Source organism: Photobacterium sp. WH24, from assembly GCF_019204055.1.
Lineage (GTDB): Bacteria > Pseudomonadota > Gammaproteobacteria > Enterobacterales > Vibrionaceae > Photobacterium > Photobacterium arenosum.
In genome coordinates this window covers 47,267-67,295 of sequence record NZ_JAGSOZ010000016.1, presented here as the reverse complement: position 1 = coordinate 67,295, position 20,029 = coordinate 47,267, and the positions used below count along the sequence as shown (strand labels likewise).

The window sequence follows — 20,029 nt, the reverse complement described above, 5'->3', positions numbered from 1 at the left end:
TATCCGCCAGTCTTTGACTGGCGGTAGCGGCTCACAGTGCCAGCGTCAGGATTTTTGAGCGGCGTTGCAGGTTATAGAGTGCCTGTTTTGCCATAGGCAAATCAGAGACATCGATTTCGACAAAACCGTGTTCCCTGAACCAGTGCAGACTGCGGGTGGTCAGCACAAAGAGTTGTTTCAGCCCCTGAGTGCGTGCCTGGTGGCGAATGCGGTTGAGCAGCAGAGAGCCGCGGTCACCGTCGCGATAGTCAGGGTGAACGGCCACACAGGCCATCTCGCCCATCTGCTCTTCCATAAAGGAATACAGGGCCGCACAGCCGATGATCAGGCCGTCCCGTTCGATCACCGTAAATTGTTTGATTTCCTGCTCCAGCTGTTCGCGGGAGCGACGAACCAGAATGCCATCCTGCTCCAGCGGGCGGATCAGTGCCAGAATACCGCCGATATCATCTATGTTCGCGCCCCGGACTTTTTCAGCACTGGCCATGACGATTTGCGTACCTATCCCGTCAAAAGAGAAGAGCTCCTGGATCAGTGCGCCATCCTCTTTATAGCTGATCAGGTGGCTGCGCGGCACACCGGCCCGGCAAGCGGTCATCGCGCCACGCAAGAAACGCGCGGTGCCTGAATCGGCTTTGTTTTGTTCTGTCAGTCGCTGCAGTGTGGCTTCGGCTTCAGCGGGAAGCATTTCAGAAACGATTTGATCATTTTCATCCCTCACGCCCTGGTGAGAGCAAAAGCCAATCAGTTTGTCGGCTTCGAGCCGGATTGCCACCTGAGTTGCCACTTCTTCCGAAGTCAGATTGAAACACTCTCCGGTGACCGAGCTGGCAATCGGGCCCAGCAGTACAATACTGTTCTGATCCAACTGGCGTTTAATGCCGTCGACATCGATGCGGCGGATGCGGCCGCTGTGGCAATAATCGATACCGTCATCAATGCCCAAAGGCTGGGCGATGACGAAGTTGCCGCTGACTACATTGATCTGCGAGCCCGCCATAGGGGTATTGTTCAGACCCATAGAGAAGCGGGCTGTGATATCTAAATGGAGCTGACCCGCGGCCTGCTTGGCAATTTCCAGCGAACGTTCATCGGTGATCCGGACGCTTTTATGGTACGGGGTGCTGTACCCGTGCATATCGAGCAGGTGAGAGATCTGCGGACGAGCGCCATAAACCAGCACGATGCGCAGCCCGAGGCAGTTCAGCAGAGCAACATCGTTAACGATATTGCGAAAGTTGTTATCGGCGATGGCTTCACCGCCCAGCATAATCACCAGCGTCTTGCCGCGGTGGGCATTTACATAAGGCGCTGATTGGCGAAAGCCTTTCACCAGCGCAGTGCTTCTGAGCTTCACTCTGTCTTCCGTTACAATAATTAATAGGGATCAAGCATGCCTGCATGTTGCCTGTTTATCCTCTGCGCAGCAAGCATGAAAATCACTCAGGAGGCGCGGCGCCGGAAGGAAAATATTGAGTCGAGATCCCATTCTGACATTACGCACTTATTCGATGCGCCGAAGCGACGCCAGATAAGCGTATAGTTGTAGAACGTGCGGATGACTGGCAATGTTAATGGCATTCAATAATTACACCCGGTGGCAGGCAGCCACAGTACTGTTTATCTTGGTGAGTGGCCTTGCATTAAGTGGCTTTATTGCGGTGGGGGCAGCCAAAGGAGACTGGTTTTCCCCTACGCCAGAGCCAACTATTTACGGCACCTGGATAGAGCAGGACGTGGCGCCCTACGCCGCGGACCAGTTCGAACTCAGAGCTAATGGTGTCTATGTGTCAGGCCGTCTGGTCAGTACCACTTATGAATGGGACGGTAGCCAGTTACGTTACCGCATGGGAGAGGATACTTACCGTTATACCTTTGAAGAAGGTCAGTTCATCCGCCAGCAGCCTGCGCATTATGTGTCTTCGTTCGCACGGCAAGAAACCAAACAGGGCTCGTAAATCCCCAGCGGGTCACCCGCTTTATTCTTCTTCCTTGAGGCGGGAAAAAAGCTGGTGGACCGGAAGTTTATTCAAGGCTACCTTGCGCAGTGTATCCGCAGTCTGGGCTGTGCCGCCAAGGCAACGCTGGATCACAGTGTTGATTTGTTGCGGAGAATTACCGTCACTGGCCAGATTGCGAATCCACTGATATTCAATAGCGTTTGGATCAAGTAAGGTTTCTTTGCCAATTTTAAACTGATTGTTCATGCCAGTCCTTCCTGAAATGTCATGCTCTGGGGCTTAAGACCCGTAAAGGTGCTCGCATTGCTGTTTGTCGTTTTGTTGCCATGCTGACATTGTCTGTCGGTTGGGCAATGATGTCGTTTGTATGACGTTTTTATTAAACCGTTATATTGTGACACTTATATGACAGCCAATGCGTATTATTAATCTTTCGTGACAATCAAAACAAGACTTTGACATTGGTTATGATAAAACAGCCTAACATTGTGGCTTTATATGTACATGGTATGTTTGAGATGACCTGCCATGCGTTAACCTGTCGATATTACTAAGGCATTTCTGTGTTCCAACAACTTTCCCTGCTAAGAAAACTGACCTTCGTTTCCTGTGTGTTCGGCCTGGCGGCGTGTGCCCGACCGGTTGACCGCGGCCAGCAATACCTTGATGGCGAGTTTGATGATCTGCTGAACCCGGTCACCAATGTGGTATCGGATAAACCTCGCGATTACAGCCGCTTCGAAGCGCAAGCGGAACAAGTGCTCACCCGTTCTCCTTCTATGATGCTGCGTTATCAGAATTTGTATCAGCAGATTAACGACTGGGCGGCGAACAGCGGCGATCCGACATCTTTCTCTCAGTACGGTTTGACGACTGAGCAGATGGGCGGCGGTGACGGTTACGGTAATGTGATGTTCACCGGTTACTTTTCGCCGGTGATCGAATTGCGTCACGAGCAGGACGACAGGTTCAAATACCCGGTTTACGCGCTGCCAGAATGTAACGGCCAGTGCCCGACCCGTGCCGAGATTTACAATGGTGCACTGGCTGGTCAGGGGCTGGAGCTGGGGTATTCCGCCTCCAAGCTGGATGTTTTCATGATGGAGGTGCAGGGCAGCGGTTTTGTTCACTTCGAGGACAATGACGAGCTGCAGTATTTTGCTTATGGCGGTAAGAACGGCCATCCTTATGTCAGTATCGGTAAAGTGCTGATTGAGCGCGGTGAGGTGGCAAGAGAGAAAATGTCTCTGAAAGCGATCGCTGAGTGGGTCAGTGAGCATGATGATGCCACAGTACGTGAGTTGCTGGAGCAGAATCCGTCTTATGTCTTCTTTAGTCCGCGCGACGAGCTGGATGTGTTAGGCACTGCGGGTATTCCGCTGTTACCTATGGCTTCGGTAGCGGCTGACCGGGAATTCTTACCTATGGGCAGTGTGCTGCTGGCTGAAGTGCCCCAGCTGGATGCGGACGGCAACTGGAATGGCAAGCATGTATTAACCTTGCTGATGGCGCTGGATACCGGCGGCGCAGTCAAGCGTAACCATTTGGATCTTTACCATGGTATGGGCGCTCAGGCCGGCATCGATGCCGGTCATTACAAGCATTTTGGCCGGGTATGGAAACTGGGACTGACACCAGATACCGACGCTGAGCTGACGGAACAGAGAATCGAAGCCAGTCAGGAAGCCGTGATATCACCGGTGGATACCACGCTGACCTTCCATGAGGAAGCTGTTGTGGCCCAGCCGGCTCAACAGGCGCAGGGACTGGACAACTGACAGCAGAGCGCGTATAAAAACGCGCTCATTCTCAACACACTCTGACAGGCCGTTATGCAGCATCCCGACACTCCAGCATCAGACAATTATAACCAGCGTTTTGGCGGCACCCGCCGTTTGTATGGTCATCAGGAGGTTGAGATCCTGAGGGCTGCTCATGTCTGTGTGATTGGTATCGGCGGTGTCGGTTCCTGGGCTGCCGAAGCCCTGGCCCGATCCGGTATCGGTCAGCTGACGCTGATCGACATGGATGATGTCTGTGTGACTAATATTAACCGTCAGATCCATGCCATGTCGGGGACGGTAGGCCGCAGTAAAATTGAGGTGATGGCAGAGCGGATCGCGTTAATCAATCCGGACTGTAAAGTGAACCTGATTGACGATTTTATTTCCCCGGAAAACATCCCCGAGTACATAGGTAGTCAGTTTGATTATGTGCTGGATGCGATTGACAGTGTGAAGCCTAAAGCGGCGTTGCTGGCGTTCTGCAAGCGAAATAAAATCAAGGTGATCACCACAGGTGGTGCGGGCGGCCAGATTGATCCGACCCAGATTCAGATCGCTGATCTGGCCAAAACCATTCAGGATCCGCTGGCGGCGAAAATCCGCAATATGCTGCGCCGCTTTTACAACTTCAGCAAAAATCCGGCGCGCAAATTTGGTATTGACTGTGTGTTCTCAACCGAGCAGCTCAAGTACCCTCAGGCTGACGGCAGTGTCTGTGAGGCCAAAGCGACGGCGGAAGGCCCGAAACGTATGGATTGTGCAACCGGGTTTGGCGCGGCAACTATGGTCACCGCGACCTTCGGTTTTGTGGCAGTATCCCGCATTTTGCAAAAACTGATTGAAAAACACCGTTAACAGCCACTGCTGCGTGAGCCGTGTTTTAGCGGCTCACATTAGTGATAATGGCGTCGACAATAGCTTTCAGCCCGTTACTGCGTGATGGGCTCAAGTGCGCCAGTAATCCCAGCTGTTCGAAATACCCGTCGATGTCAAACACCAGAATCTGCTCCGCAGTTTTCCCCTCGTAGGCGGCCAGCACCAGGCAAATCAGCCCTTTGACAATTCTGGCGTCGGAATCGGCGGCGAAATGGTAATGACCGTTGTCACAGCGCTGAACCAGCCACACCTGGCTTTCACAACCACTGATTTTCACTTCCTCGTTTTTCAGCGTCTCCGGTAGGGCGGGCAATTGCTTGCCAAACTGAATCACATGGCGGTATTTGTCTTCCCAGCCTTTGGTCTGAGCCATTTTCTCCAGAATATCTTCAGCAGAAATCGTGGTGCCAAACGGGTGCGAAGGGAATGGAACTGAGGTCATGCTCTCTCTCTTTGGTTACAACAAATCACAGGCTTTGTGCAGCGCAGCCACAAAACGCTCAATATCTTCTTCAGTATTATAGAGGGCCAGAGAAACCCGCAGGGTGCCTGTCAGTCCGAGTGCATCCAGCATTGGGTGGGCGCAGTGATTGCCGGCACGCAGTGTCACGCCCTGTTCATCGAGCAGGGTCGCGATATCCTGATGGTGAATGCCGTCAACCACAAACGAAAACAGGCTGGCGTCAGCTTGCAGGCCGACAATCCGCAAGCCGTCGATGTCCTGGATTCCATCCAGTGCTTTTTGGCGGAGCGCGTGAATATGGCACTCGGCACCCTGACGATCAATGCTGTTGAGCCAGTGAATACTCTCTGCCAGCGCGATTGTGCTGGAAATGTTTGGTGTACCGGCTTCAAACTTGCCCGGTAGTCCGGTGTAGTGAGTACCTTCGAAGGACACTTTTTCGACCATCTTGCCGCCGCCGTGCCAGGGCGGCATGGCTTCAAGCAACGCCTGTTTGCCATAGAGCACACCAATGCCGGAAGGGCCGAACAGCTTATGGCCTGAAAAAACATAGAAATCGGCATCCAGCGCCTGTACATCAACAGTTTCATGCACGATGCCCTGCGCACCATCAATCACGACAATGGCGCCGTGGGCGTGCGCTGCGGTGATTATGGTTTCAATCGGATTCCGGGTGCCGGTGACATTGGTGATGTGCGCAACCGCGACAATGCGGGTTTTGGCACCGAGCAGCTGATGAAAGGCATCCATATCCAGGGTGCAGTCGGGCTTCATCGGGATTTTCACCACAGTTGCGCCTGTCTGTTCGGCAACCATCTGCCAGGGCACTATGTTGGCGTGGTGCTCCAGTTCGCTGACCAGAATCTCGTCTCCCGGCTGCAGGGTGCTGCGCGCCCAGGATTGTGCGATCAGGTTGAGAGCCTCAGTGGCCCCGCGGGCCCAGATGATTTCTTTCGGGCTGCTGGCGTGAATAAGCTGGCGCACCGTCTCTCTGGCTTGTTCGAAACGCTGCGTCAGACCCGCTGTCAGCTGATGACTTCCCCGGTGCACATTAGCACTGTGTTGCCGGTAAAAGCTGTCAAGAGACTGAATCATGGCCAGCGGCTTTTGCGTGGTCGCAGCACTGTCGAGGAAAGTGATCGGGTGCTGCGCATCATGTAATGCCGGAAACTGCGAACGGATCGCCTGAATGTCAAATGGGATGGTCATACTGGGCTCATTGTCTGGTGTATGGGACGATCTTCCTTATTATCCGTCACTGAGGCAAGGGGTGCAGGGGGATTATCTAAAAAAATGGCACCGCGTTGGGGCGCAGTGCCATAAAAAAGTTTTGACAGACAGGTCAAAAAACAGGAAGTAAATCGGTAGCACTCCGGCTACCCGCCCAGAAGAGACCGGGCAATATGCAAACACAACATTGCAATCTAAGAGGTAACAAAAGCTGATAAACAATTCTGCGATTAAGCAAAATTACAGCGTTTTACCCTTGAGATTGCGGCGCCAATCTTAGGGTTTATGTGGTACTTGAACAATCGACAATTTATAATGACCTGGATAAAAAAAACTAATGCAACCAGTATGGCAGGACATTATGTCAAGACGACTCCCACCACTTAATTCGCTGAAAGTATTTGAGGCTGCCGCCCGGCACCTGAGTTTTACCCGAGCGGCAGAGGAGCTGTTTGTTACTCAGGCCGCAGTCAGCCACCAGATTAAAGCGTTGGAGGAATTTCTGGGCCTGAAACTGTTTCGCCGGCGTAACCGTTCCTTGTTGCTGACCGAAGAGGGACAAGGGTATTTTCTCGATCTGAAAGATATCTTCAGTGCCATCTCAGATGCCACCGACAAAGTGTTGGAACGGGGTTCAAAAGGGGCGCTGACCATTAGTTTATCTCCCAGTTTTGCCATCCAGTGGCTGGTGCCCAGACTGAGTGACTTTAATCAGCTGCATCCTGATGTGGATGTCAGAATCAAAGCGGTTGATCTGGATGAAGGCTCTCTGACAGATGACGTGGATGTAGCGATTTATTATGGTCGTGGCAACTGGCCTGGACTGCGCTGTGACCGGCTGTATCAGGAATTTCTGCTGCCCGTTTGCTCCCCTATGCTGCTCAGTGGCCCTAAGCCGCTCGACACCCTGGCTGATCTGCAAAAGCACACCCTGTTACATGACGGCTCGCGTAAGGAGTGGAAAAACTACATGCGTGAGTTCAATATTCCGGGCGCCAATGTCAACCAGGGGCCGATTTTCAGTCACTCTACCATGGTGTTGCAGGCCGCTATCCACAGTCAGGGAATTGCACTGGCCAACAATGTATTGGCGCAACCTGAGCTGGAAGCCGGCCGACTAGTCTGTCCGTTTGATGAGGCTTTGCTGAGTAAAAATGCCTTCTATCTGGTGTGTCAGGAAAAGCAGGCCGAAACCGGCCGGATTCAGATCTTCCGTGACTGGGTGCTGGAGAAAGCCCGTAAAGAACAGGAAGAGGGGCCGCTCCCTCAGCCTGAATATCAGGCCGAGGTCATGGCTTGATCCCACCAGCGTTACTCTGATTTTGTGTTGCTGGTTCTGCACCGGCCGATGAGTGATTAACAATCAGGGTGGGCCAGTAACCCAGGTTCAGTCTGCCAATCGAATATGAGAGGAAATCAGTGGAATATCTGATAACAACACCAGAAAACGGCCAGTTCGCTGCCACCTTTCTGTTTGCCCACGGCGCCGGTGCCGGGATGGATCACGCGTTTATGACGGCGGTTGCCCAAGGGCTGGCTGCCGAAGGGATTCGCGTGGTGCGTTTTGATTTTCCCTATATGGTGAAACGGCGGGAAGACGGCAAAAAGCGTCCTCCAGACCGGCAGCCAAAGCTGCTGGTGGATTTTCAGCGCCATATTGAACATTTCAGTCAGCAAGGGCCGCTGGTGATCGGCGGCAAATCTATGGGCGGCCGCATGGCCAGCCTGATGGTGACGGAAGCTGCCGAATCGACATCGGATGTCCATAACTGTCAGGACAAGGTCTGCGGCGTCGCTTGTCTGGGGTTCCCGTTTCATCCGCCGGGCAAACCGGAGAATTTTCGCGGCGATCATCTGAAAACAATCGCTGTCCCGACCCTGATTCTGCAGGGCGAGCGCGATACCTTTGGTATCCGCAGTGAGGTGGAAGGGTGGAGCTATGCCGACACAGTGACGCTGTCTTTTCTGCCGGACGGAGACCACAGTTTCAAGCCGCGCAAAGCCTCGGGCTTTAGTGAAGCCGGTAACCTGGCGCAGGCTGTCGATGTGTTAGCCCGGTTTATTCGCCAGTGCGTATCAGACTGAAATCATTCCATGAATACAAACCACAGAAGGACAGAGTGAATGCAGAGCCGGAGTATGATTCTTTTCGCCGCGATCAGCGGTGCCATTGGGGTAGGTTTAGGGGCCTTTGCCGCCCACGGACTGAAAGTGCACCTTAGCCCGCATTTACTGGATGTTTTTAAGACAGGCGTGGATTATCAGCTCTGGCACAGCCTGGCATTGTTGGGCTGCGGCATTTGGGCACGCAATTTTTCTGCAAAAGCGCTATCATACGCGGCCCTGTTATTTGCAGTGGGGATCTGTCTGTTCAGTGGCAGCCTTTATCTGCTGGCATTAACGGGGATGAAGTGGCTTGGTCCCGTAACACCACTGGGGGGACTGTGTTTTATTCTAGCCTGGTTGTCACTTGCTGTGGCGGCCTGGCGTTCTGCGTGAGGACTCGTGGTGAATCAGGTTCTGTTGTACTGCCGTCAGGGATTTGAAAACGAATGTGCCGGAGAGGTGCAGGATAAAGCCAATAAACTCGAATTGTTTGGCTTTCCGCGTGCGAAGAAAAATACCGGTTATGTACTGTTTGAATTTTATCAGGCAGGGGATGCTGATAAGTTCGTGCAACTACAGCCGTTTTCGGAACTGATTTTTGCCCGTCAGATGCTGGTAGTGACAGCACGTCTGGAAGATTTACCGACCGATGATCGTATCAGCCCTATTCTGGCTGAGGCGGAAGCATTGCCGCGTTGTGGCGATCTGCGGGTTGAAACCCCAGATACCAACGAAGCCAAAGAACTGTTGAAGTTTTGTCGCAAGTTTACTGTGCCATTGCGCCAGGCATTTCGTAAGCAGGGGGCTTTGTACGCGAAAGATAACCCGAAGAAGCCGGTGCTGCACTTGTGCTTTACTGCACCGGGCTGCTGTTTTATCGGCTATTCCTACACCAATAACAATTCGCCATTTTTCATGGGAATCCCGCGGCTGAAGTTCCCGGCGGATGCCCCAAGCCGTTCTACGCTCAAGCTGGAAGAGGCATTTCATGTCTTTATTCCGCGCGAAGAGTGGGACGAACGACTGGCCTCTGGCATGTGGGGCGTGGATCTCGGGGCTTGCCCTGGGGGCTGGACCTATCAGCTGGTGAAGCGTTCCATGTTTGTGCATGCTATTGATAACGGGCAAATGGCCCAGAGTCTGATGGATACGGGACAGGTGAAGCATCACATGGTGGATGGCTTCAAGTTTGAGCCGCCACGTAAGAATGTCACCTGGCTGGTGTGTGACATGGTTGAAAAGCCTGCCCGGGTCGCGCATTTGGTGGGGCAGTGGCTGATTAAAGGCTGGGCAAAAGAAACCATCTTCAACCTGAAACTGCCCATGAAAGGCCGTTATGAGGAAGTACTGCAGGATATTGAAAATCTGAAAGTCTTTCTGATTCAGAATGGCATGAAATTCCGCCTGCAGGCCAAACACCTGTACCATGACCGTGAAGAAATCACGGTACATATCCAGAGTCTGGACAACCGTCATCCTCACTAATTGATCTGGTAGCTGGCGGGCTGCTCAGCCCGCCAGCTGAAATCGGATATCCTGCAAATTAAAGCCAAGCTCTAGATCGGTTTTCAGCCTGGCGACCGCTTTACTGGCTCTTGCGCTGTCTTTATTGGGTGCGATTTTCTTGCGCCATTTCTCCGGGAGATTGTCCGCGGACAAAATGCTGTCGAGATCCGGATAAAGTTGTAACAATTCACACGCTGCTTTAGGGCCGATTCCCGGTACGCCCGGAATTTTGCTTGAGCTGATCCCCGCCAGTCCCCAGTAATCGGGCAACTGCTCAGGACGGACCCCGAACTCTTTTGCAATGAACGGGCTGTCAAGCCACCGCTGCTGGAAGTAATCACGGATCATTACAGTCGGTCGCAGCAGCTGGCAGTAGCCTTTGTCGGTTGACACTATAGTGACCTTGCCGCCATGGTCTGCCACTTTGAGCGCCAGGGTGGCAATCAGATCATCGGCTTCATCGCCGTCAGACAGCAGTGAGTCGACGCCCAGCGCCATGAAGTCATCCTGTATCTGATCCATCCCTGTCTGCAGTTCCGGCGGCATAGGTTTGCGCCCTTCTTTGTAATTGGGCAGCAACTCCGCCCGCCAGCCTCTGTCATCGCCATGATGGTCAAACACCGCCACGATATGGGTTGGCTGGCTGATAGCAATGATTTTACTCAGCGCCTGGCAGCACACCTTACTGGTGCTGGCGATATCGGGCTCGCCCGGCTGGGCGGCATGCACACGGCGGATCAGGTTGAGGGCATCAATGACGACTAAGTGTATGGACATATATATCAACAATAGTAAAACAGGGCCTGCTGGCCCTGTATTCTACGTTGCATGGCAAATTATTTCACCATGTCGGGGTGAGTGAGGATCCGGTAGCAGGGAATATATTCGCTGCCCGGCAGTTTCATACGTCGCTGAGCGACGAAATTTTTGAGCAGCTTATCCATGCGCTTCATCAGGGATGGATCGCCGTTGATCAGAAAGGGGCCATTGCGTTCAATTTCCTTGATCCCTTCTTCTTTGACGTTGCCGGCGACAATACCGGAAAAAGCACGGCGTAGATTCGCGGCAAGCTGTTCCGGCCGCTGGTTGAAGTGCAAATCCAGACTGCCCATGGCATCGTGGTTGGGTTCAAAGGGCAGTTGAAATTCCGGTGGGATTTTCAACGACCAGTTGTAACAATACGCGTCCCCGGTTTCCTGACGGTATTCTTTGGTTTGCGGCATGGCCGCTTTCATGATGCGGGCCACTTTCGCCGGGTCATCAATGACTATCTGATAATGTTTGGTTGCTTCTGCACCTAAGGTATCGCGCACAAAGCTGTCCAGGGTGCGGAAATACGGCTCACTGCTTTTCGGACCGGTGAGCACTACAGGCAAAGGTTGATCCTGATTTTCCGGGTGCATCAGAATACCTATGATGTACAGCAGCTCCTCGGCGGTACCGGCTCCTCCGGGGAAGATAATGATGCCGTGACCCACACGGACAAAGGCTTCCAGCCGTTTTTCAATATCTGGCATGATCACCAGCTCATTGACGATAGGGTTAGGTGGCTCGGCGGCAATGATGGACGGTTCGGTCAGGCCGATAAAACGGCTTTTACCGTATCTTTGCTGGGCATGGCCGATGGCGGCCCCTTTCATTGGCCCTTCCATGGCACCGGGCCCGCAGCCGGTGCAGATATTCATCTCACGTAATCCTAACTGGTGGCCGACATCCCGGGTGTATTGATATTCTTCCGGGTTAATGGAGTGCCCCCCCCAGCAGACCACGATATTGGGATCTTCCCTTGAGCGGACTGTCTGGGCGTTACGCAGAATACTGAAGATGAAATTGGTGATGTGTGGTGCACTGGTCAGGTTTAGATCGTTGCGCTGGTTAACGTGTACGTTGACGTAAATAATGTCCCTCAGCACGGCAAACAGGTGCTCCTGAATACCGCGAATAATTTTACCGTCGACAAAGGCGTGCTCGGGTGGGTCTTTGAGTTCGAGTTTTATCCCGCGTTCTCTTCTCAGTACATTGATATCAAATGACTTATTGAGTTCCAGCAGTGCGTTGGAATCGTCACTGTTACTGCCTGAATTAAGTACAGCCAGTGAACAGTTGCGGTACAGGCGATACAGGTCGCTGGCCGCTGTGGCCTTCAGACTGTCAACTTCGAGCTGCGACAGCAGTGTCATCGCACCAACCGGACTGATGTGTGTAATCATGCTTACCTCCCTGGAGACGAATACAGAGGCTGATGCTTCTGTATGTAAGCGATTTTCCTGGCGGATAAAGGATCGACCGCGGATGGAAATAGCGGGCATTTTCCTGACCCGTACTATTGAACATACACAGGGTTACAGGGTTTGACTAGGGCAGAAAGAAAAAAAAAGAGTTTGTGTAGCAGTGGGTTAGAGCCTGGATTTGCCAGCAGCTGAGTGAGTAATCAGTGATTAAGCGATCCAAATCAGATGGTTGCGGCCAGCATGTTTCGCGCTGCTCAGAGCCTTTTGTCCCCGCTCGATCACCTTGCCCGGGGTATCTGTGTCATCAAAGAGCGTCGCGCCTATTGAGGCCGAAATGGTGACGTTCTTTTCCCTGAACCGGAAGGGGAGCTGCAAGATGGCTTCACGAATACCGGACAGCCGTCGATGACGTTCATCTTCGGCGATATCAGGCAGGATAAGCATGAACTCGTCATTGCCGACCCGGGCGATAAAGTCGGTATCTCTGAGATGCTGGTGCACAGTACGGGCGATAATCTTCAGCACTTTGTCGCCAGCCTGGAAACCATAGTTGTCATTGAGATCCCCGAAATGATCGATATTGACAATGGCCAGGCACAGCGGGTGCTGATAGCGAATCCAGCGGCGGTATTCGTGCTCCAGCCGGTCATGAAAAGCCGCCCGGTTGTAAACACGGGTCAGCGGGTCAAGGAATATCCGGCGTTGCAGATCTTCAATCTGGCGATGCTGGTTCTGCGTTTGCTGATAGAGGTGCTCGGCACGATTCTGGTGATAATGCAGTTGCTCCAGCAACGCCTGTTCACGGTTTTCAAGCGAGCGCTGGCGCTCGACCAGTTGTCTGAGTGAGGTATCGAGCGAATGTGCGGCACCGCGCCAGCTTTCCAGGTTGGTGTACTGCTGCAGCGCGTGGTGGAAGCGGTCAGACAGTTGCCCAAGCTCGGCAGTCAGTTCAGAACGGTGCTTGTACAGCGCTTGCCCCTGATCGGCGGTCTGGCGCGTCGTTTGTTCCAGTGCTGCCAGATCGCCGCTGATGACATCAAGAAATTTTTGCGAATGGCGACGTTCGTGAATAAAACTGTCCAGCGCCAACCGCAACACATCCAGGCATAGCTCGACCAGTGAAATGGGCTCGACACCGGCGAGCAATTGGTGCCGTATGGCCAGCAACTGGTCGCCGGATTCACCCTCGGCATCCAGCTCTGTGATGATCTGTTGCAGCTCATTGCACAGCTTATGCTGTAAATCGTTGTCTTTTGAGCGTGATTCACGTTCGATGCTGACAGGCACAGTCAGGAGTTTCAGGGCGCGATCATACAGACCGAACAATTGGGTGATTTGCTGGTGGCTGTGGTGCAGTGAGTCAGGTGCCTGGGACAGAAGATCATGGATGTCGCGTTTGAGCTGAACCGGCAGGGCAGGGATGCGTTTCAGGCTTTCAGAGCTTTGCCGGATCAGATCAGACAGGCGTTCCATGGTTGAATGGGTTGAGGTTTGCCGGAGCAATAACCGTTCGACCTGGGCCAGATGTGGCACAATCTTACTGATATCTTTGTTTTGTTCCAGATCGGTACGCAGGGTATCAAGCCGTTTGTCGAGCTCGCTATCCAAACCTTTACAGGCAACAGACATACGGGCAATCAGGCGTTTTAGAATAACGATTTCACGACGCGATTTTAATGACACATCGCGGTATGACAATTGAGCCTGATCCAAACGCAGCTTCAATTCACTCACATCAGAAGCTGCATTATATTTCGCAGTCACGTCGACTAATAATTACCTTATCTAAACATCCATTACACCCAGCGCCAGGCGCTGTGCAAGCTCGGATGTTAGCAAAAATGTTCTGATGAGTTGAACATTATTAACGGCTTGTTTTCCCAGACACAAACGCTCGCGTGCTTTTTATGCTATTTCGTGATCTTTGTAGCTCTAAACAGCGGAAATACTGAGCGTTTTTTCCTCAGAGGTGCCGGCGCCAGTCATATTCCTGATGGGAAGAGGTCTGCACCCTGACCAAACCTTTGTCCATCGCCAGTATGCAAGCGCGACGGATATTCTCGCCGGCGAAACTGGCGGCCGGGGCTGCTTCGATGGCACTCAGGTGCACCCATTGGCTGCCGGTTTCGGTTTTGCTTATCTGACGGGCGGCATGGGTGGCCATCAGCAGAATGTCGATCAGTTCCTGATCATTGATGGCGGTACAGGCCCGTGGCAGAAAAGGGTACTCGGCCATTCCTATGCGTACCCGGCTGTCGAGCTGCCTGTCGTTCATGAAAGTGTCCACCAGTTGTTTGATGGAATCTGCCAGCTGCTGAGGCGCACTTTCAAGGCGTGAGTTTGGCTCTATGTACAGGAACATGGCATCGGAAAAATGGTACAGGCGGGCCGGTTCGCAAATCTGGGCTTTGAGGTAATCACCAAACTGGCGCTCCAGCTCCAGTCCCTGCTGGTAGCCATGTTCAAGATAGACATGTTTGAGTAGTGGGACTTCAAACAGGGCAAAGCGTAACCGGTCGCTCAGGGGTTCGTTAATGATCTCCCCCAGGTGCCACTGCTCGAAATGCGCACTGCTCTGCTGCAGCGAGCTGGAGAGTCTGGCATTGAGCATTCTCAGGTTGCGCAGGCCACTGCGGGGGTGGGTGTAGAATTCATCCCGCAGCAGCGCCAGGCGCTCCCGCCAGCGGCATGCGGAGCGGTGACGATACCAGAGCACCAGCAGGGCCAGCAACAGGCCGATCAATAGTACTGTGGTGATGTTCTTTTGCTGATAAAGGGCTTTTTCCTGGGTGAATTGCTGTCGTTCAAGTTCTTCTAACTGCAGCGCCCGCGCCATCATACGCTGTTGCTGGCGGAACACTTCGGCATTACTTTTCACCTGATTTTCCTGCAAAGAGGCATACAACTGCTCATAGCGGCGTTGGCTCAGCAGGGCGTTGTAATAGTCTTTCTGCTTCTCAAATGCGGCCGACAGGCTGATTTCTCCCTGCATTTGCAGAGCCGGCTGTGCTTTGGGCAAACGGCTGGCCGCCAGCAGTGCCGCCTGAATGGTCGAGATTGCCTGCGCGGTTTTATCTTCTGCCAGCTCAAGCTGTCCCTGGAGCAGCTGTGACTTGATCAGAGTGATTTCATCATCGCTTTCCTGCGCCAGCTGGCGGGCATGGTGCAGGTATTGTTCGGTTTTCGGGTAGTTATAGAGTTTGAGATAAACGCGGGCAATACTCAGGCGCAGCTTGGAGGAGCGGGTGGGTAAGCGCAGCTGGTTTTCCTGATCTAAAGCATTGAAGTAATGCACCAGCGCAAGGTTATACCGGCCCTGCTGTTCGTAAATATTGGCTATCAGGGCCAGAGTGCGGGCCAGGGGGATGGTGCGATTGAAGTGCTCGAAAAACTCTCCTGCCTGCGTCGCGTGTTCCAGTGCCTTGTCAAAGACTTTGCGCTCTTCGTAAAGCGTGGCCAGTTCCAGGTTGGCGATCGCCATTTTGCCGTGATCGTCTTTTTCCTGCGCCAGCCAGTAGCCGCTCAGCAAACGATCCAGCGCCAGATCATAGTGCTGGTGCCGTAAATAATGCATCCCGTGATTAAGCAGGAAGTTGATTTCCTCTTTGCTATTATCAAGCTCAGACAGGTCACGCTTGGCACGGATGTACATTTTCTCTGCCTGTCTTTCATCGCCAAGGGTGGATTCCATATCGGCACGGAGCATCAGCAACTGATACTGCAGAATCTTGATTTGTTCGCTGCGTTGCAGTTTCTCATCACCGGCGATGACCTGATCGATTTTATCCAGTCGAGCCGCCGCTGAGGAGGCCTCGCCCATCCCGTGCCATAGAATATTGGCATGAATGAGCTGGGTTTCGAGCAGCGTATAGCTGAACGCGTTTTCAATCGCCAGTGTTTCGGCTTCGTTGATGGTGTGAATGGCGTCGCTTTGCGCATTTAACAAAGACTGCGCTCTGGCTTTTATTTGCAGCGCATTGATGGTGCTCAGCGGGGTGCGGATAGAATGGTCAGTTTCTTCATTAACATGAACGCGAGAGCTGTCGACAGGCACACTGAGGCGACGTTGGTTCAGGTAGCGTTCGGTGATCTCCAGTGCTTTTTCCGGGCTGGTTTCCAACAGGAGATCGGCATCGGCCAGAATAGGGGTGGCATAAATCTTCGCCTGGGCCGGCAGGGCGGTGAGAAACAAAAGCAGGATGCTGAAGAGCCAGTAACGACAGTTCATAGCGCACTTATCCATCAGGAAACACGGCCCTCATATTACTGGCTCAGGACGTCAAGTCCAGCAAAGTAAAGCGATTTGCCGGACTTGACTGCTAAGTGGGCGAGCCTTTACTGGCGTGCCATGCGATCGTTGTTGCTTGGCGTCTTGCCCTGATTGGTGCGGTAAGGGTTAATATCCAGACCGCCACGGCGGGTGTAGCGGGCGTAAACAGTCAGTCGCTCCGGCTGGCAAAAACGCATCAGATCCATGAAGATCCGCTCAACACATTGTTCGTGGAACTCATTGTGATTGCGGAAAGACACCAGGTAGCGCAGCAGTTTTTCACGATCTATCCGCTTGCCTTTATAGGCAATTCGCACGCTGCCCCAGTCTGGCTGGCTGGTGATCAGGCAATTAGATTTCAGCAGATGGCTGTGCAGCACTTCCTCTACTTCCTCACCACTGGCGGCATTGTTCAGCAGCTCAGGTTCAAAGTCGAAACTGGTAATCTCAATATCCTGCTCATCAATGCATTCACCGGCAAAATCCACGATAGGCTGATCGGTAAAGTCACTCAGCGGCTGGATAGTCACGTCCACATCCATCCCGGCGCAGGCGGATAAATCTTTCTGCAGAATATCTGCCACTTCCTGCCAACTGCCGAAACGGGTATTGTTCAGGCTGTTCAGGAAGAGTTTGAAAGACTTGGATTCAATCAGATTAGGGCTGCTGGCGGGCAGACGCACTTCACCGATAGCCACCTGAGGCAGTCCTTTGCTGTTGAGCCAGGACAACTCGTACAGGGTCCAGATGTCATACCCGGTGAATGGCAGGTCGTCGCTCAGCGACAGATCATCACGATTTAGCTTACGCGGCACGGCCTGCAGCAGAGTGGGATCGTACTGATCTTTGTATTCGCTTTTTTGGCCAAGAGTTAAACCGGCTAGTTCTTTCGCGTCTTTGTATTTGCTCATATTGTCCTGGACACACACACTTGGATTAGAATAGGCAAAGTTTACTGAATCTTGCTTGAGGTTGCGAATGAATCATCCTGTAACGGCCGCATTGGCTGAATTTTCTTCCCGTTTTATTAAAGTGTGGCACGATGAGCGCGCCTGTCTGCCCTGCAGCAGCGATCTGATTGGCCTCACATCTCCTTGTATTGAAACGGATAATGGCGATACCGTAAGCTGGCAGCCGGTCGCGCGTGAGCCTGCTGGCCGTTTTGATGCGGTTGAGACAGGCATTGAACTTCGTCTGCATCCGGATATTACGGCGTTTTACGGCAGCTTTTTCAGTGGCGATATGGCGGCCCGTTTCAAGGCGCTGGAATTTGACCTGCTGCAGGTGTTTAGTGAGTCGGATCATCAACGGCTGCAGGAAAACATCCTGGGTCACCTGGTGACTCAGCGCCGGCTGAAGCTCAAGCCGACTGTCTTTATCGGGGTGATGGATGCAGAAGATCAGGTAATTGCTATCTGTAATCTGACCGGTAACGTTATTCTCGAGACGCTGGGCAAATCCGACCGGGAGGTGCTGGCGTACGATGTCGAGACCTTTATCCGCCAGCTTGAGCCCGTTGTGAAGGTGAGTTAAGCCATGTATGTCGTTGAGCTACAGTTTGAATGCTTTGACAACACCACTGTCGCTGCGGTGGAGCAGGCGATCAATGGCCTGATGGATGCGCTGCGCTATAACGGCCAGGTGCTGGGGCGGGAGTTCCCTGTCGTGATGGATGAAGCCGTGTTTAAAGTGCGGGCTGTCTGTCCGGAGAAAACCAGCCTGCACAGCCAGTTTCACAGTCCGCAGGTCAAAGCGGGTATCAACAGGCTGACACAAGCCAGTTTGCTGGCCCCGAAAATTAAAGTCTTGGGGCGTGATATCAATTCGGAAGCGACGGCCGAAGAAGCACCGGGCTGGCAGGTGCTGTATACCACTTATGTGCACACCTGCTCCCCGCTGCGCAGCGGCGACAGCTTATTGCCTATCCCTTTGTACCGGATACCGGCAACCTTTAACGGTGATCATAAAGCCTTGGTCAAATGGCAGACCGAATGGCAAGCCTGTGATGAAATTCAGATGGCCGGAGGCTGTAAAGCTGAACATGCGGCCCTGCATGAAATCCGCGATGCCGACAGTGATTTGTTCCGCCGTGGCTGGGATTTACGCGGCAGGATTGAATTTCTGACCAAAGTGCCCACCTATTATTATCAGTACCGGGTGGGTGGGGTCAGTCTGGTCGATGAGGCTGATCGTCCTTGCCCTAAATGCGGACAAGCCTGGCGGGTGGATGAGCCGATCCACGGTATTTTCCATTTCAAATGCGATCCGTGCCGGCTGGTGTCCAACCTGTCCTGGGATTATCAGTAGCTCAACCCCGTTGGTCGGCATGCGCCGTTCGACGCAGTCACCGCCCGTTACCACAAAGCAACGGGCGGTGACTGCACTTAACAAGACCGGTTATTTATCTTGCTGGGTCTGCTCCAGGGCGACAAGGCGTGCTGTCAGGCTGGCGACTTGTTGCTCCAGGGCAGCCAGTCGTTCGCTGTCGCTGGCCGGTGCTGCCTGGCTGGCTTTAATGTCTGGTACTTTGGCATGCTGTTTCCAGCTTTTAAGCGCCTGAATGATCACAGGCATAGGTAAAGGCTCACGCAGGCGGGCTTTCACCAGTGCGACACTGGGCTCTTTACCTTCCGCGATGAGTGTTGATATGGCGCGCTCCAGCGCATCGGTAATGGCAGATGACATATTTCTTCCTGAAAGAGTGGCTCGGGTTCACTTATTTTCGTAGCAAAGCGTCTAATTGATCAATCACTTCGCACCAATCGGCATCTTCAGCAATCGATTCTTTGAGAAAACGGCGCTGGGCGGGTTGCCAGAAATCAGCCTGAGCGAGGGTTTCGTCTTGTTTGAGATTATGGTCGCGAATGAAGCCTTCTATCGATTCCTTGGACGAATTCATTCCTAACTGATTGAATAAACTGTGTAAGTCGTGGCTGAATGTTTCCATCTTGCTATTCCCCTACTGGTGTTTGTCATAAGTATAGTGGGGAATAGTCGTCAATTCGTCTCTGTGGTTTGTGAGAGATCGCTTACAAGCATGTAAGACATACTGAAGTCTTGCTATGGCAGTTAGCCTAAATGGATATAGATAATTGTTTATTATCATGTGTTTATGTTGATTTTGTCGTGCCGGGCTAAATGTGGCGTGATAACTGACATTCAATGTGCGCTTGTTCGAATCGGGATATCGCGTAATCTTAACTCTGTCGGAAGGAGCTGACACGGAACAGGAACATGAGCCACGGAGTTGGCGGTCTCAGGATGAGACACGGTCTCAGGATGAGGGCTGACATGGACAGTTCGGAGACTGCAGGATGTAGTCAGTGCAAGCAGGATGTTTGCCGTCAGGATGACACAAGGATGATGCTTCAGGAAGAAGCCAGGGACACCGCCAGGATGGCTGTTGAGAGTTAACCCGGGATGGGTAACGGGTCAGGAGACCAGGACACTTCAGGATGAAGTTCAACAAGGGAAGCGCTGAAGGATACAGCATACAAAGGAATGATGCAGGGAGCACCATAGTAGTAGGAAGCTACAGGTAAGACCTAAGGGCGCAACGCAAGTTGCGCCCATTCTTTTATGTCTGGAATGTGGTAACAGGG

Annotated in this window: 20 protein-coding genes; 9 read left to right on the top strand and 11 right to left on the bottom strand. The window is 52.8% G+C overall.

Features of this window, described 5'->3' with window-relative positions; all coding sequences use genetic code 11:
• Window positions 1-31: 31 nt before the first annotated feature.
• On the bottom strand, window positions 32-1,357 hold the full coding sequence (argA, locus tag KCG43_RS17265) for an amino-acid N-acetyltransferase (RefSeq protein ID WP_192017550.1): 1,326 nt from the start codon (window positions 1,355-1,357) through the stop codon (window positions 32-34).
• 217 nt (window positions 1,358-1,574) lie between these two features.
• On the opposite strand from argA, the gene KCG43_RS17260 reads away from it, so the two are divergent.
• Window positions 1,575-1,958: a DUF2850 domain-containing protein gene (locus KCG43_RS17260; protein WP_192017551.1), complete on the top strand. Its 384-nt coding sequence runs from the start codon at window positions 1,575-1,577 to the stop codon at window positions 1,956-1,958.
• A 21-nt stretch (window positions 1,959-1,979) separates the two neighbouring features.
• On the opposite strand, the gene KCG43_RS17255 is transcribed toward KCG43_RS17260, so the two are convergent.
• On the bottom strand, window positions 1,980-2,207 hold the full coding sequence (locus KCG43_RS17255) for a hypothetical protein (RefSeq protein ID WP_192017552.1): 228 nt from the start codon (window positions 2,205-2,207) through the stop codon (window positions 1,980-1,982).
• Between the two features lie 335 nt (window positions 2,208-2,542).
• Here KCG43_RS17255 and mltA point away from each other — a divergent pair, with 335 nt between their 5' ends.
• Both mltA and tcdA read left to right on the top strand, forming a co-directional pair.
• Entirely contained in the window at window positions 2,543-3,739 is a 1,197-nt protein-coding gene (mltA, locus tag KCG43_RS17250) for a murein transglycosylase A (RefSeq protein ID WP_218386504.1), read from the top strand.
• A 54-nt stretch (window positions 3,740-3,793) separates the two neighbouring features.
• Window positions 3,794-4,600 (top strand): tRNA cyclic N6-threonylcarbamoyladenosine(37) synthase TcdA, encoded by an 807-nt coding sequence (tcdA, locus tag KCG43_RS17245; protein WP_192017553.1) that lies wholly within the window; start codon window positions 3,794-3,796, stop codon window positions 4,598-4,600.
• A 25-nt stretch (window positions 4,601-4,625) separates the two neighbouring features.
• Here tcdA and csdE read toward each other — a convergent pair whose 3' ends face one another.
• Both csdE and csdA read right to left on the bottom strand, forming a co-directional pair.
• A complete protein-coding gene (csdE, locus tag KCG43_RS17240; RefSeq protein ID WP_192017554.1) occupies window positions 4,626-5,063 on the bottom strand; it encodes a cysteine desulfurase sulfur acceptor subunit CsdE in 438 nt (145 codons plus the stop codon).
• 15 nt (window positions 5,064-5,078) lie between these two features.
• Window positions 5,079-6,293, bottom strand: a complete 1,215-nt coding sequence (gene csdA / locus KCG43_RS17235) for a cysteine desulfurase CsdA (protein WP_218386487.1) — start codon at window positions 6,291-6,293, stop codon at window positions 5,079-5,081.
• A gap of 382 nt (window positions 6,294-6,675) precedes the next feature.
• Here csdA and KCG43_RS17230 point away from each other — a divergent pair, with 382 nt between their 5' ends.
• The 4 genes from KCG43_RS17230 (at window position 6,676) to rlmM (ending at window position 9,905) form a co-directional block, all read left to right on the top strand.
• A complete protein-coding gene (locus tag KCG43_RS17230; protein WP_218386478.1) occupies window positions 6,676-7,614 on the top strand; it encodes a transcriptional regulator GcvA in 939 nt (312 codons plus the stop codon).
• 119 nt (window positions 7,615-7,733) lie between these two features.
• Window positions 7,734-8,399 (top strand): alpha/beta fold hydrolase, encoded by a 666-nt coding sequence (locus tag KCG43_RS17225; RefSeq protein WP_370630709.1) that lies wholly within the window; start codon window positions 7,734-7,736, stop codon window positions 8,397-8,399.
• 39 nt (window positions 8,400-8,438) lie between these two features.
• Window positions 8,439-8,813: a DUF423 domain-containing protein gene (locus tag KCG43_RS17220; protein ID WP_192017557.1), complete on the top strand. Its 375-nt coding sequence runs from the start codon at window positions 8,439-8,441 to the stop codon at window positions 8,811-8,813.
• A 9-nt stretch (window positions 8,814-8,822) separates the two neighbouring features.
• Window positions 8,823-9,905, top strand: a complete 1,083-nt coding sequence (gene rlmM / locus KCG43_RS17215; RefSeq protein WP_192017558.1) for a 23S rRNA (cytidine(2498)-2'-O)-methyltransferase RlmM — start codon at window positions 8,823-8,825, stop codon at window positions 9,903-9,905.
• Window positions 9,906-9,929: 24 nt separating this feature from the next.
• On the opposite strand, the gene xni is transcribed toward rlmM, so the two are convergent.
• From xni to queF, 5 genes are all read right to left on the bottom strand, one after another.
• Complete coding sequence (gene xni / locus KCG43_RS17210) at window positions 9,930-10,703, bottom strand: flap endonuclease Xni (protein ID WP_218386475.1); 774 nt, start codon at window positions 10,701-10,703, stop codon at window positions 9,930-9,932.
• Between the two features lie 59 nt (window positions 10,704-10,762).
• A complete protein-coding gene (gene ppnN, locus KCG43_RS17205; protein WP_192017560.1) occupies window positions 10,763-12,136 on the bottom strand; it encodes a nucleotide 5'-monophosphate nucleosidase PpnN in 1,374 nt (457 codons plus the stop codon).
• 228 nt (window positions 12,137-12,364) lie between these two features.
• Window positions 12,365-13,891 (bottom strand): GGDEF domain-containing protein, encoded by a 1,527-nt coding sequence (locus KCG43_RS17200; protein WP_303458684.1) that lies wholly within the window; start codon window positions 13,889-13,891, stop codon window positions 12,365-12,367.
• Window positions 13,892-14,120: 229 nt separating this feature from the next.
• Entirely contained in the window at window positions 14,121-16,385 is a 2,265-nt protein-coding gene (locus KCG43_RS17195) for a lipopolysaccharide assembly protein LapB (protein ID WP_218386469.1), read from the bottom strand.
• A 107-nt stretch (window positions 16,386-16,492) separates the two neighbouring features.
• On the bottom strand, window positions 16,493-17,338 hold the full coding sequence (gene queF / locus KCG43_RS17190; RefSeq protein ID WP_192017563.1) for an NADPH-dependent 7-cyano-7-deazaguanine reductase QueF: 846 nt from the start codon (window positions 17,336-17,338) through the stop codon (window positions 16,493-16,495).
• Between the two features lie 67 nt (window positions 17,339-17,405).
• Between queF and syd the strand changes: the two genes are divergently transcribed.
• Window positions 17,406-17,960 (top strand): SecY-interacting protein, encoded by a 555-nt coding sequence (syd, locus tag KCG43_RS17185; RefSeq protein ID WP_192017564.1) that lies wholly within the window; start codon window positions 17,406-17,408, stop codon window positions 17,958-17,960.
• A 3-nt stretch (window positions 17,961-17,963) separates the two neighbouring features.
• Window positions 17,964-18,734 (top strand): Zn-ribbon-containing protein, encoded by a 771-nt coding sequence (locus KCG43_RS17180; protein WP_192017565.1) that lies wholly within the window; start codon window positions 17,964-17,966, stop codon window positions 18,732-18,734.
• A 90-nt stretch (window positions 18,735-18,824) separates the two neighbouring features.
• Here KCG43_RS17180 and KCG43_RS17175 read toward each other — a convergent pair whose 3' ends face one another.
• Complete coding sequence (locus KCG43_RS17175; protein WP_218386468.1) at window positions 18,825-19,112, bottom strand: hypothetical protein; 288 nt, start codon at window positions 19,110-19,112, stop codon at window positions 18,825-18,827.
• 31 nt (window positions 19,113-19,143) lie between these two features.
• On the bottom strand, window positions 19,144-19,374 hold the full coding sequence (locus tag KCG43_RS17170; protein ID WP_027251653.1) for a DUF2789 domain-containing protein: 231 nt from the start codon (window positions 19,372-19,374) through the stop codon (window positions 19,144-19,146).
• Window positions 19,375-20,029: the final 655 nt, after the last annotated feature.

What these genes read in the sequence shown, in the direction of transcription:
- ppnN (WP_192017560.1), bottom strand. Translation starts at nt 12,136, where the DNA reads ATGATTACACACATCAGTCCGGTTGGTGCGATGACACTGCTGTCGCAG.
- KCG43_RS17175 (WP_218386468.1), bottom strand. Translation starts at nt 19,112, where the DNA reads ATGTCATCTGCCATTACCGATGCGCTGGAGCGCGCCATATCAACACTC.
- tcdA (WP_192017553.1), top strand. Translation starts at nt 3,794, where the DNA reads ATGCAGCATCCCGACACTCCAGCATCAGACAATTATAACCAGCGTTTT.
- KCG43_RS17260 (WP_192017551.1), top strand. Translation starts at nt 1,575, where the DNA reads ATGGCATTCAATAATTACACCCGGTGGCAGGCAGCCACAGTACTGTTT.
- KCG43_RS17195 (WP_218386469.1), bottom strand. Translation starts at nt 16,385, where the DNA reads ATGAACTGTCGTTACTGGCTCTTCAGCATCCTGCTTTTGTTTCTCACC.
- KCG43_RS17255 (WP_192017552.1), bottom strand. Translation starts at nt 2,207, where the DNA reads ATGAACAATCAGTTTAAAATTGGCAAAGAAACCTTACTTGATCCAAAC.
- KCG43_RS17220 (WP_192017557.1), top strand. Translation starts at nt 8,439, where the DNA reads ATGCAGAGCCGGAGTATGATTCTTTTCGCCGCGATCAGCGGTGCCATT.
- KCG43_RS17170 (WP_027251653.1), bottom strand. Translation starts at nt 19,374, where the DNA reads ATGGAAACATTCAGCCACGACTTACACAGTTTATTCAATCAGTTAGGA.
- csdA (WP_218386487.1), bottom strand. Translation starts at nt 6,293, where the DNA reads ATGACCATCCCATTTGACATTCAGGCGATCCGTTCGCAGTTTCCGGCA.
- KCG43_RS17180 (WP_192017565.1), top strand. Translation starts at nt 17,964, where the DNA reads ATGTATGTCGTTGAGCTACAGTTTGAATGCTTTGACAACACCACTGTC.
- KCG43_RS17230 (WP_218386478.1), top strand. Translation starts at nt 6,676, where the DNA reads ATGTCAAGACGACTCCCACCACTTAATTCGCTGAAAGTATTTGAGGCT.
- csdE (WP_192017554.1), bottom strand. Translation starts at nt 5,063, where the DNA reads ATGACCTCAGTTCCATTCCCTTCGCACCCGTTTGGCACCACGATTTCT.
- xni (WP_218386475.1), bottom strand. Translation starts at nt 10,703, where the DNA reads ATGTCCATACACTTAGTCGTCATTGATGCCCTCAACCTGATCCGCCGT.
- queF (WP_192017563.1), bottom strand. Translation starts at nt 17,338, where the DNA reads ATGAGCAAATACAAAGACGCGAAAGAACTAGCCGGTTTAACTCTTGGC.
- syd (WP_192017564.1), top strand. Translation starts at nt 17,406, where the DNA reads ATGAATCATCCTGTAACGGCCGCATTGGCTGAATTTTCTTCCCGTTTT.